Annotated in this window: 10 protein-coding genes; 5 read left to right on the top strand and 5 right to left on the bottom strand. The window is 56.1% G+C overall.

The window, feature by feature from the left end; all coding sequences use genetic code 11:
• Positions 1-47: 47 nt before the first annotated feature.
• The 4 genes from Q0835_RS12225 to Q0835_RS12240 all read right to left on the bottom strand — a co-directional run bounded on the left by Q0835_RS12225 (position 48) and on the right by Q0835_RS12240 (position 4856).
• Entirely contained in the window at positions 48-1061 is a 1014-nt protein-coding gene (locus Q0835_RS12225; protein WP_298961486.1) for a LacI family DNA-binding transcriptional regulator, read from the bottom strand.
• 178 nt (positions 1062-1239) lie between these two features.
• On the bottom strand, positions 1240-2262 hold the full coding sequence (locus Q0835_RS12230) for a substrate-binding domain-containing protein (protein WP_298961624.1): 1023 nt from the start codon (positions 2260-2262) through the stop codon (positions 1240-1242).
• 55 nt (positions 2263-2317) lie between these two features.
• A complete protein-coding gene (locus Q0835_RS12235) occupies positions 2318-3331 on the bottom strand; it encodes an ABC transporter permease (protein WP_298812921.1) in 1014 nt (337 codons plus the stop codon).
• A 10-nt stretch (positions 3332-3341) separates the two neighbouring features.
• The gene (locus tag Q0835_RS12240) at positions 3342-4856 is read right to left on the bottom strand and encodes a sugar ABC transporter ATP-binding protein (RefSeq protein ID WP_298961489.1); all 1515 of its coding nucleotides are present in this window, start codon (positions 4854-4856) and stop codon (positions 3342-3344) included.
• A 138-nt stretch (positions 4857-4994) separates the two neighbouring features.
• Between Q0835_RS12240 and mtnK the strand changes: the two genes are divergently transcribed.
• From mtnK to Q0835_RS12265, 5 genes are all read left to right on the top strand, one after another.
• Positions 4995-6257 (top strand): S-methyl-5-thioribose kinase, encoded by a 1263-nt coding sequence (mtnK, locus tag Q0835_RS12245; protein WP_298961492.1) that lies wholly within the window; start codon positions 4995-4997, stop codon positions 6255-6257.
• Entirely contained in the window at positions 6254-7363 is a 1110-nt protein-coding gene (gene mtnA / locus Q0835_RS12250) for an S-methyl-5-thioribose-1-phosphate isomerase (RefSeq protein ID WP_298812912.1), read from the top strand. Before mtnK ends, mtnA begins: the two co-directional genes overlap by 4 nt.
• Positions 7360-8379, top strand: a complete 1020-nt coding sequence (locus Q0835_RS12255) for a sugar-binding transcriptional regulator (protein WP_298961494.1) — start codon at positions 7360-7362, stop codon at positions 8377-8379. The genes mtnA and Q0835_RS12255 overlap by 4 nt, the downstream gene beginning before the upstream one ends.
• The gene (locus Q0835_RS12260) at positions 8372-9037 is read left to right on the top strand and encodes a class II aldolase/adducin family protein (protein WP_298961496.1); all 666 of its coding nucleotides are present in this window, start codon (positions 8372-8374) and stop codon (positions 9035-9037) included. The genes Q0835_RS12255 and Q0835_RS12260 overlap by 8 nt, the downstream gene beginning before the upstream one ends.
• A 213-nt stretch (positions 9038-9250) precedes the next feature.
• A complete protein-coding gene (locus Q0835_RS12265; RefSeq protein ID WP_298961499.1) occupies positions 9251-10393 on the top strand; it encodes an NADH:flavin oxidoreductase/NADH oxidase in 1143 nt (380 codons plus the stop codon).
• Positions 10394-10472: 79 nt separating this feature from the next.
• Here Q0835_RS12265 and Q0835_RS12270 read toward each other — a convergent pair whose 3' ends face one another.
• A complete protein-coding gene (locus Q0835_RS12270) occupies positions 10473-10868 on the bottom strand; it encodes a hypothetical protein (protein WP_298961502.1) in 396 nt (131 codons plus the stop codon).
• Positions 10869-10927 lie beyond the last annotated feature (59 nt).

Below are 10927 nucleotides of genomic sequence, written 5' to 3' on the forward strand. Positions count from 1 at the left end.
CCGAGTGTCTGTTTAGTAAAATTTTACTAAAATTTTTGATGAGAGTTTTACTTCACACTATTCCGCCAGATTATCGGAGCCTGAATGACGACTTTCTTGGCGATGTCGCGTCCTGAAAGCCGTTCCAGCAGCTGATTGACTGCAGAAGTTCCGATCTCCTCCGGCGCGAGCCTAACGCTTGCCAGGGCCGGGTCCAAAAGCTCCGAAGCAGGGTTGTCGTTGAACCCGACCACCGCTACGTCCTGCGCGATTTTCAGACCGGCATCCCGGACGGCCTTGTAGGCTCCAACCGCCATGTCGTCGGTGCAAGCCACAATGGCATCAGGTCTCGGTTCCACGGCAAGCAACTCACGCGTACATTCAAGACCGTTATCCGTCGTGTTGCCTGCCAGAGAGACGAGAGTTCTGTCGAAAGAATCCTTTGTCCCCAGCCAGTCCTTATAAGCTTCAAATCGTGCTTCATAAATCTCAGGATGTTCTCCGAGCGAGCACCCACCGATGAAACCAATTCTGCGATAGCCTTTGGACGTCAATCCGGTCATGAGCTGTTCGGTGGCGGAGTAAAGATCGTGCCCGACGCTGTCAAAATCGGGTTCCTCGGGCAAGAAATCAGCAAATACGATCAGATTTTGCCAAAAGTCCCGTGCCTGTCGGTGGATCCCAGACCCTTGTCCTACGACAATGGCGCCCCGCGTTTTGCCGTCAGGCTGGAAAAGCTCCGGATAGAGGCACTTAACAGTTACCACGTGGACATCTAGCTCAAGACACCGGCTCTCGACGCCGTTTTTCAGTCTTGAATAATAAGATCCTTCCGAGACGTGCTTCCAGCGCTCTCCAAGTTCGAGGTATATTTCTGAAACTTTCGGGCGAAAAGACATTCGTCCAGAGGCGGATGTGTTCCGGCGTTCCTTCAACGGCTTGTAGTCGAGTTCTTCCGCAACGGCGACAATACGTGCGCGGGTCTGCGGTGACACGGAGATCGTGGCATCCCTGTTCAGAACCCTGGATACCGTTGCGATCGAGGTGCCGACAATTTCAGCAATGTCTTTAAGCTTGGCCAATTGTCCTACTTGCCGGAATGAACGCCGATAAGGGGGAGCGGATTACAACATCCCGGACCTCATAGGAATTCCAATATGTTCGGATTTCAAGATGCCAGCCAAGGATTATGTGTGAACTGCTTCACAAAAAAAGCCCGGCAACGCGTTGCCGGGCTCTTTCCAACTGGTTTGATCGGACCTATCGCGCAGGAAGCGGGATCCACTCAGCAACGGAAACGTCAGCATGTTGGAACTGCGGCATCTTCTCACCGAGGTCTTCCATGTTGCGCACATCCTGCTCGTTCAGGAAGGACTGCGTGATCAATGTCGGCGGAACGATTACCTGCTTGCCCGGATCTTCTCCGGCAAGCATAAGCGCAAGCGTGCGTACGCTGACCTCGCCAACGACGGCCGGGTTGGTGGCAACCGTTGCGGCCCAGGCAGAGTCCGGCTCACGCATGGCGGAGATATCGGCAGTGGAGACATCCGCTGAATAGATTTTGATGTCCTGGCTGAGGCCTGCCTCATCAACGGCGATTTTCACACCCTTCGCAAACTCGTCATAGGGTGCGAAGACAACATTGATGGTCGGGTTGGCCTGCAGCACAGAGCGCGCCTGATTGGCAACCGAGTTGGCAATCGGATTGTCGAGCGTGCCGAACATCGCAGCTTCCTTGATGCCCGGATTGTCCTTCTTGACTTCCTTCCAGGCAACGTCCCGCCGATCAAGGGGGGCGATGCCAGGCACGTAGACATAGCCAGCCGTGAAGCTGTCGCCATTGTCCTTGATCGCCTGCTCGAGTGCCATTTTTCCAAGCAGATAGTCTGACTGCTCAACCTGTGGGATGGAGTCGTTTTCGACATTCACATCAAAAGCGACAACCTTTATGCCTGCATCGACGGCCCGTTGGGCGGCCGGTTTCATGGACTCCGTCAAACCGTGTTGAATGACGATCCCGTCAACGCCGAGGGCGATTGCCTGATCGACCATATCCGCCTGAAGGGCCGCATCCTGGCGGCTGTCAAAGACGCGCAGATCGACACCGAGGGCTTCGGCCTGCTTTTCCACGCCCGAGAGATAGGATTGGAAGAAGTCGCCTGTTGAAAGATAGCGGACCAGTGCGATCTTCACGTCCTCAGGTTTGTCGAATGGTGCGGGCATGTCGGCTGCAAGCGCGCTGCCGCTGCCAAGACCCAGGCCAGCCACCATGGCGAGCTTCATGAATTCACGTCTGAGCATATTGTTTCCTCCCAATATGAACGGCGCCCGGCGGGCGTCACGCAGTTCTCCTGCCTCCGCGTCGCGATGACAGGTAGAAAGTAAAGACCAGGGCTGCGACCAGCACAGCTCCCTTGACGAAATCCTGCATGTAGTAAGGGGCATTCATCATGGTCAGACCCTGAAGAAGAATGCCGACAAAGAGCGCACCTGCAGCCGTGCCGAATGCGTTCGGGCGAGCCGCGCCGAGAACCGCAAAGCCGATCAGGGCGGCGGCCACGCTGTCGAGCAGCAGGTTGTTGCCCGATGCGATGTCGCCGCGGCCGAGACGCGCTGCGAGCAGAATTCCGCCAACCGAGGCCAGCATTCCGGAAATCATGTAGGCAACAATCTTGTAGCGGTGGACATTTGTTCCGACCAGACCGGCTGCTCTTTCATTGGAACCGATCGCATACATCAGGCGTCCATGCCTAGTGTATCCGAGAAACAGCCAGATCAAGAGAGCGATCAGCAGAAAGACGACGACGGGCACAGGCACGAGCCTGTCCAGGAACAGATCGAACCGATGACGGCCGAGCCAGAGAAAAGCCGCGGAAAATGTGCCTTCGGCAACAGATCCGTTCTCGAGGCTCATTCCGGTCGCAATGGAATTGCCCTGTGTTGGAATGCGCTGAAGGCCAATCAGAAGGAACATCATGCCAAGGGTGGCCAGAAGATCAGGCACACGCATCTTGACGATCAAAAGGCCATTCACCAATCCGACGAGTGCCCCCATGATGAGACAGAGTGCGACAGCGACAAAGGCCGATTGTTCGAGGATGACCATCGTATAAGCAGATAGCATCAAGGCAGAAGTCGCGACCGAGCCGATAGAAAGGTCAAAACCGCCTACGACCAGAGTACAGGTGACACCGAGTGCCAGGATGCCTGTTATGGCTACCGACTGCAAAATAAAGACAGCCGAGCGCGGGCTGGCAAATCCGCTCGCGTAGATCGAGAAGAAAAGCGCAAGCCCGCCCAGCAGGATCAGGAAGCCGTATTTGATAGCGAAATCGAGTGCGTTCTTGTTCATTTTCCAAATTTCATCCTGCGAGAGCCAGCCGCTCACCGGGGCCGGACACATCCGCAACCAGGCTGTTCAAGTCGATATTCTTGTTGATGTATTCGCCGGCGATTGCCGCCTCGTTCAGGACGACGATCCGGTCCGCGATTTCCAGGGCCTCGTCGATTTCAGCGACAAAGACGAGCGTTGTTCGGTTCTGAGCTGTTTGCCGGATATACCTTCCGATGTCGCGCCTCGCACCAATATCGACACCCTGGAAAGGCTCATCGAGTAGCAGAATGCGAGAGGCCTTGAGCAACCAGCGGCCAATCATGACCTTTTGCTGATTGCCGCCGGACAAAGTGTCGATGCCGTCGAAATTGGACTGGCAAACTACTCCGATCCTATCGATCATGTCATCGGTTGCTTTGCGTTGCGCTTTGTCGCCCAGAAACGAAAATCGGCTGAAGGCGCCAAGAAATGGCACCGTCATGTTGTTGGCGATATCAAAGTCGGGCACGACAGCGTTCACGCTACGGTCCTTGGGCGACATGAAGACGCCTTTTAAAACCGCGTCGCCTGCACCCGTCGGCAGATATTCCTTGCCATCCAGCAGGAGACTGCCGCCGGAAGGCTTTGACAGCCCATAGATGATTTCTGCCAGTTGGGTCTTTCCGGATCCGAGCAATCCGGTAAAGGCGACAATCTCGCCCTCTCGCGCTTCGAAGTCGATCGGCCGGCTGTCTTCGAACAGTTTCAGGTTTTTAATCTGAAGGACCGGGCGTCCACCCTGTACTGGATCGATGTCCACTTCGGTCATCTGATGTCCAAGCATCGCATTGACCGCACCGACATAATCGAGAGGTTCAGTTTCGAAGAGGCCCGAGATCGCGCCATCGCGCATTGTGACAATCCTGTCGGCGATACGCCGAATGTCGGACATGCGGTGGGAAATATACAAGATCGCCACCCCTTCCGCTCGCAGTCTATCAATCAGGGCAAAGAGGCGCTCAGCCTCCGATGACGAAAGGGACGATGTGGGTTCGTCCAAAATAAGCAGTTTTGGTGAGCGGGCCATGGCGCGAGCGATTGCGATCATCTGCCTGTCGGCAACATCCAGATCGGCAACACGCATGCGAACGTCCATGGTCAGGCCCATGCTTTCGGCGACTTCGCGTGCCTTTGCTCTCAGTTTCCTGTCGTTGACAAACAATCCGACACCGGGCTCGGTCAACCGGTCGAGAGTCAGGTTCGTCGCCACGTCCAGGTCCGGGATCACGCCGTCGTCGATCGACTGGTGAACCGTAACAACACCCTTGGATATGGCATCGGCCGCGTCTGTCGGTGAAAAGGGTTCGCCGCCAAGCTCAATGTCGCCGCTATCAGCGAAATGATAGCCGCACAACACTTTCACGAGCGTGGATTTGCCCGCGCCATTGGCTCCCATCAATGCCGTAACTTCTCCGGACCGCAAATCCAGATCAATGCCCTTCAGGACGTGATTTTGTCCGAAGGACTTTTCCAGACCGCGGAGTTTGCAGGTGACGTTTTGCACCGTTCCTCCCAAAATTTTGCAGGGCTTTTATTCCCTTTAATAGAGTTACAGCATGCAAAATAGTCATTTGTCAACCTGGTTGACTTTTGAATAATCTTGATCATTATCGGGACGGAAAAGAGAGGAAAATTTGCAGTCATGGACACGCCTGACCAGTATCGACCGTTAACGCCGGAGACGCTCGGAACCCGTCTTGCATCGATCGACGTTGTGGCAAAACGCGTCGGATCAGATCCCGCTCTCTGGACAGTGCGTGAAGTTGGCGACGGCAATCTGAATTTGGTTTTCATCGTTGAGGGCCCGAATGGATCCGTCGTCGTCAAGCAGGCATTGCCATATGTGCGCCTCGTCGGCGACAGCTGGCCATTGCCGCTCTACCGGGCCTTCTTTGAAAATCACGCCCTGGTACGACAAGCCGAACGCGACCCTGGCTCGGTACCGGCTGTCCATCATTTTGATGAAACGCAAGCGCTGATCGTCATGGAGTTCTTGTCGCCGCACAAGATCCTGCGTCGAAAGCTGATCGATGGCGACAAGGTTGCAGGCCTTGGCAATTTTCTGGGAAAGTTCTGTGCACGGACGGCTTTCCGCGGGTCCGAACTGTCCATGAAGAGCGCCGACAAGAAAAAAGATGTCGGACTATTTGCCGGTAATGTTGAAATACCGGCGATTACCGAAGCTCTGGTCTTCACTGATCCCTACTATGAAGCCGAGATGAACCACCATACGGATGCTTTGGGTCCTGTGGTTGCCGGTTTGCGATCAGATGCCAAGCTGAAAGCAAAGGTGCAGCGCCACCTGATGAAATTCGCCTCCAACACCGAGACGATGGTGCATGGCGATCTTCACAGCGGGTCGATCATGTCAACCGATACCGAAAGCCGCGTTATCGATCCGGAATTTGTTCAGTACGGACCGATGGGGTTCGATATCGGGATGCTGCTTGCGAACTTCTTCATGGCCTATTTCAGCCAACCGGCGCACAGGACAAAAGACGATCTGGACGATTATCAGGAATGGCTCCTGACTGTGGTCGAGGAGATCGTCGATACGTTTGAAAAAGAGTTCACGCATCTGTGGCAGAGCGAACGAACGGGAATGCTTTATCCCGAAGCGTTATTCGAGGGGCAGGGACAAAAGTCAGCCGATTCATGTGCCGACCTCCTCTTGGAAATCTGGACGGAAGCGCTCGGGTTCTGCGGGATCGAAATGCATCGCAGGACATTGTCGCTGGCGCATAACGCGGATTTCGAAGAGATCGAAGACAACGGTCTCAAGGCGGCACTGGAAGCTCGGAACCTACATATGGGCGCGGAACTGATCCTCAATGCCGGGAAGTGTGGCTCGCTGGACGCTTTGCTGACGCTTGCACGCCAAGTCAACAAGAAGGACATCCTATGAAGGTCAACGGAACCCACTACCGCTCGCTTTGGTGGGATGAGGACAAAGGCGCGCTGCAAATAATCGATCAGCGCTGGCTGCCTCACGAGTTTCGGGTGCAGCATGTTGAAACGCTTCAAGATTTTGCCGATGCGATTGTCGAAATGCGTGTGCGTGGTGCGCCGCTGATCGGGGCCACGGCTGCCTATGGCATGGCCCTTGCTGCAGCGACTGATCCTTCCGATGCAAATCTTGACAGTGCCTGGGCGTTTCTGGACAAGACGCGGCCGACTGCCATCAACCTTCGATGGGCGCTCAATCGGTGCCGAACTGCTTTGAAGGCCCTGCCTGAAAACGAGCGCTCCGCGTCTGCATTGCGGCTTGCACATGAGATTTCGGACGAGGATGTGGACATCAACCACCGCATAGGTCAGCACGGTCTTGAAATCATTCGCAAGATAGCAGCCGGCAAACGGGATGGAGATCCCGTGCGCATCCTGACCCATTGCAATGCCGGCTGGATCGCAACCGTGGACTGGGGCACAGCGACGAGCCCCATGTATCAGGCACATGACGAAAACATCGCAATTCACGTGTGGGTCGACGAGACACGTCCACGCAATCAGGGTGCATTGACGTCGTGGGAACTCGGGAGTCACGGCATTCCGCACACCTACATCACCGACAATGCCGGTGGTCACTTGATGCAGCATGGAATGGTGGATCTGGTAATTACAGGAACGGACCGCACCACGCGTAGAGGGGACGTTTGCAACAAGATCGGAACCTACCTGAAGGCACTTGCCGCACAGGCCAACAATGTCCCGTTTTATGTCGCCCTGCCATCGCCCACAATCGACTGGACCGTTGATGACGGTGTCGCCGAAATTCCGATCGAAGAACGCATGGAACGGGAAGTAACCCATGTACAGGGCCTGACGGAGGAGGGGAGCATCGGCCAGGTGCAAGTCACTCCGATCGGGACTGCAGGCGGCAATCCGGCGTTTGATGTGACACCGAACCATCTGGTGACAGGCCTCATCACCGAACGGGGGATTTGCGAGGCAAGCGCTGAAGGGCTTGCGGAATTGTTTCCAGATCTTGCGCAGGTCGCCAAGAGAGCATGAGCCCAAGCCCGTCCAAGTCCCGGCCAACGGACGGCAGGAGCGGGACCCGCGGCCAGTCAGCACGTGCACGCCCACAGGAAGACGCAATCGTTGAGGTTACCTGGTGCTACTATCAGGACGGCATGAACCAGAACGAGATCGCCGAACGGCTGGGTATTTCCCGGGCGACGGTTGTCAATTATCTGGCTGAAGCCCGCAAGCGGGACTATGTGCGCATATCTCTCGACACGGATGTCTTTCGAAATCAGGATTTGGCGCGACGCCTTGTCGACCGGTTCGGTCTTCGTGATGCCGTGGTCATTCCATCGTCACCTGACGGTGCCGAAAAATCGCTGGAGCGGGTGACCCGTGTTGTCGCTGACTGGCTTCCATGGCTTTTGGAGCCGGGTGACCGGCTCGGTGTTGCCTGGGGCGAGACGGTTTACAGGGTGGCTGAGGCGGCACCGCGCATTTCCATGGAGAACCTGACTGTCGTCCAACTTGTCGGGTCCCGCCCTGCGGCTCTCGGTTTCGCAGCTGAAACCTGTTCGGCGACGCTCGCCAGACGCTATGGCGCCCACTGCGTCAACCTGCATGTGCCCCTGGTCTTGTCGAGCAAGGATCTGGTTGAAAGGCTACGGCAGGAGCCGGTTATCGAAGCGCAGCTGCGGGCCGTCGCGAATTGCAACAAGACGATTTTCGCCTGCGGAACCTGTGGTGACGACAGCCATGTGGTTCACACGGGCCTTTTGGACAGGGCGGATATTGATGCCTGTGCGGCACAAGGTGCCATTGGCGTCATATGCGGCAGGCTGATTGACCACAACGGCCAGGGCCTCAATCGGGACATCGAAGATCGCATGATTGCCGTTACGCTTGATCAGATGCGCAACAAGGATATGGGCCTGCTGGTCGGGTCAGGTCCGGATCGGGCCGAGCCCATGCTGGCGGCCATTCGCGGCGGATACGCCACTCATATCGCCACATGCTCAAGCACGGCGGCGGATTTGCTCAAACTGGCGGCGGAAAATGCTTAAGGCACCTTACAAGGACACGAATAAACTCAGGCAGGCGATCATCGATACCAGCAAGGAGATGAACCGGCGGGGCATCAACCAGGGCACATCGGGTAACATATCCGTTCGTGCCGGCAAGAAGATGATCATTACCCCCTCCGGTGTTCCTTATGACAGGATGACACCAGATATGCTGGCGACGGTTCCCATCCAGGGCAAAGGGAAGGCCAAGGGACCTTTCCCGCCGTCGACCGAGTGGCAGTTTCATCAGGCACTTCTGCGCAACAAGCCCGATATGCATGCTGTTGTTCATGCTCATCCGGTTCACTGTACCGCGTTGTCCATCAACCGCATGGCCATTCCCGCATGTCACTACATGGTTGCGATTTTCGGTGGCAATACAGTGCCGCTTGCGGACTATGCGCTTTTTGGGAGCGACGAATTGTCCGAACATGTCACAGGTGCGATGACCTCCCGTCACGGCTGCCTGATGGCAAATCACGGGGCCGTTGTCGTTGGCGAGACACTGGAAAAGGCGCTCTGGCGTATGGAAGAGCTGGAAGTCCTGGCACATGCCTATATCGTCAGTCAATCGGTTGGCAAACCCCATATTCTGTCGGAGGAACAAATCGACGAGGTTCTTGGGGCAGTCGCCAATTATGGGATCAAGTCCGCCTGATCAGATGGCGCAGTTTCCACTGCCGGGGCGACGGGTTCTTCAGAACCTTCGCCGCTCAGGGGGCGCTGTTTTTTACGCAATACAAGCTTAAACCCTTCTGCAACCTGTCAAAAAAGTGAACTTTATTTCAAGACGGATTCTGCTCAAGCTGGTTGAGGTTGCCGGAAGTGCCCGGTAGCTCTCGGTGACAATCGGACCGCGGCGGAGACATGCATGTCGAAACTTTTCACCTCATTCAAGCTTCGTGACGTCATTTTCAAAAACCGGATCGCCGTCTCTCCCATGAGCCAGTACCGGGCGGTCGATGGCCATGCGAACGATTGGCACATGGTGCATCTTGGCCGGTTCGCCCTCGGTGGGGCCGGATTGGTTTATGCCGAGGCAACTGCCGTGGAGAAGGACGGGAGGCGCACGCATGGCGACCTCGGTCTCTGGAACGATACTCAGATCGACGCCCTCAAACCTATTGCAGAGTTTATCAGCAAAGAAGGTGCAATACCGGGTATTCAGCTGAGCCATGCCGGCCGGAAGGCCTCGGAAAAACGCCCCTGGCATGGCGAAACGCCGGTTGACCAGGAAGACAGCACCGAAAGAGGCGAAGATCCGTGGCGGGCTTGCGCACCTTCCGCGATCCCCTACGCAGACGGATGGCCAGAACCAGATGAACTGACCGAAGAGGACATTCAGCGCATTGTCCAATCGTTTGGCGAGGCAGCTGAAAGGGCTCACAAGGCAGGGTTCAAGATGATCGAGGTTTATGCGGCCCATGGCTTCCTCGTCCATCAGTTCCTGTCTCCGATTTCAAACCGCCGCACCGACCGTTGGGGCGGCTCTGCTGAAAACCGGACAAGGTTCGCGGTCGAAGTCGCGAAGTCAATTCGCGCCCATTGGCCGGAAGATTACCCCTTGGCATTCCGCCTGTCGGCTACCGACTGGCTTGAAGGAGGTCTGGAAGCCGAAGATACGGTCAGGACCGCAATCGCGCTTTCGAAAGCTGGCGTCGATCTCATCGATTGCTCGACGGGTGGTATTGGCGGCAAAGAACGTCCGCGCCGAATGAAGATCGAGGAGGGGTTCCAGACACCATTTGCCGAGAAGGTGCGCAAAGAGGCGGACATTGCGACGATGGCAGTGGGATTCTTATGGAACCCGCAAGCTTGCGAGGACATCCTCCGGGAAGGGAAGGCAGACATGATTGCCCTTGCAAGAGAGCTGCTGGACGACCCCAATTGGCCTTTGCGCAGCGCCGAAACTCTTGGCGATGATACCTCATTTGAGATGTGGCCAATCGAGTCAGGCTGGTGGCTGATGAAACGGGACAGGTTGCTCCAAAAACTGGGGCTCCGGTCAGACTGATCTGGCGCTGAAAAGAGCAAGCCGCAGCCCGCAAACGCAACGCAAGAGAGCATCATTCCACACCTGAATGACCTGTCGTTCAATACATGACTGTGTTGAGTGTGATGTTGACGGGTGTCTGCACCGTCAGGCTGGCGCTGCCGCGTGCCAGCAGCCAACCGTCTTCACGCTCCAGCCGGGCGACAATCTGAGAAACTTTCGAGATTTGGGTGCCGGCGGGCAGCTCCAGGGAAAAGGTGATGTATTGCGAAGAGCCATCGCTGGTTAGCAGCGTTTTGACAGTGTCTGGGTCCGCATTCGCATCACTTCCTTTGAGAAAGACTTCGACTTGGCCTTTCGGGATGATTTTCTTGTCACGATACCTGAGCGTGCCGTCTATGGTGCGAGTTCGTGCAGCAGTTACCTGCAGGTTTGCACAAAGCGATGCTCCTGCGACGATGGTCAGCATTGTGCGGCGATTGATTGAGTGCTTCATCACATGCCTCCATCCGGGTTGTCGCCGATGGGGTTCGGTGAACAGTCAGTGTTGCGTGG

The sequence above is a fragment of the uncultured Roseibium sp. genome (assembly GCF_947499295.1).
Taxonomy (GTDB): Bacteria; Pseudomonadota; Alphaproteobacteria; order Rhizobiales; family Stappiaceae; genus Roseibium.

What these genes read in the sequence shown, in the direction of transcription:
- Q0835_RS12270 (WP_298961502.1), bottom strand. Translation starts at nt 10,868, where the DNA reads ATGAAGCACTCAATCAATCGCCGCACAATGCTGACCATCGTCGCAGGA.
- Q0835_RS12265 (WP_298961499.1), top strand. Translation starts at nt 9,251, where the DNA reads ATGTCGAAACTTTTCACCTCATTCAAGCTTCGTGACGTCATTTTCAAA.
- Q0835_RS12235 (WP_298812921.1), bottom strand. Translation starts at nt 3,331, where the DNA reads ATGAACAAGAACGCACTCGATTTCGCTATCAAATACGGCTTCCTGATC.
- Q0835_RS12255 (WP_298961494.1), top strand. Translation starts at nt 7,360, where the DNA reads ATGAGCCCAAGCCCGTCCAAGTCCCGGCCAACGGACGGCAGGAGCGGG.
- Q0835_RS12230 (WP_298961624.1), bottom strand. Translation starts at nt 2,262, where the DNA reads ATGAAGCTCGCCATGGTGGCTGGCCTGGGTCTTGGCAGCGGCAGCGCG.
- mtnA (WP_298812912.1), top strand. Translation starts at nt 6,254, where the DNA reads ATGAAGGTCAACGGAACCCACTACCGCTCGCTTTGGTGGGATGAGGAC.
- mtnK (WP_298961492.1), top strand. Translation starts at nt 4,995, where the DNA reads ATGGACACGCCTGACCAGTATCGACCGTTAACGCCGGAGACGCTCGGA.
- Q0835_RS12260 (WP_298961496.1), top strand. Translation starts at nt 8,372, where the DNA reads ATGCTTAAGGCACCTTACAAGGACACGAATAAACTCAGGCAGGCGATC.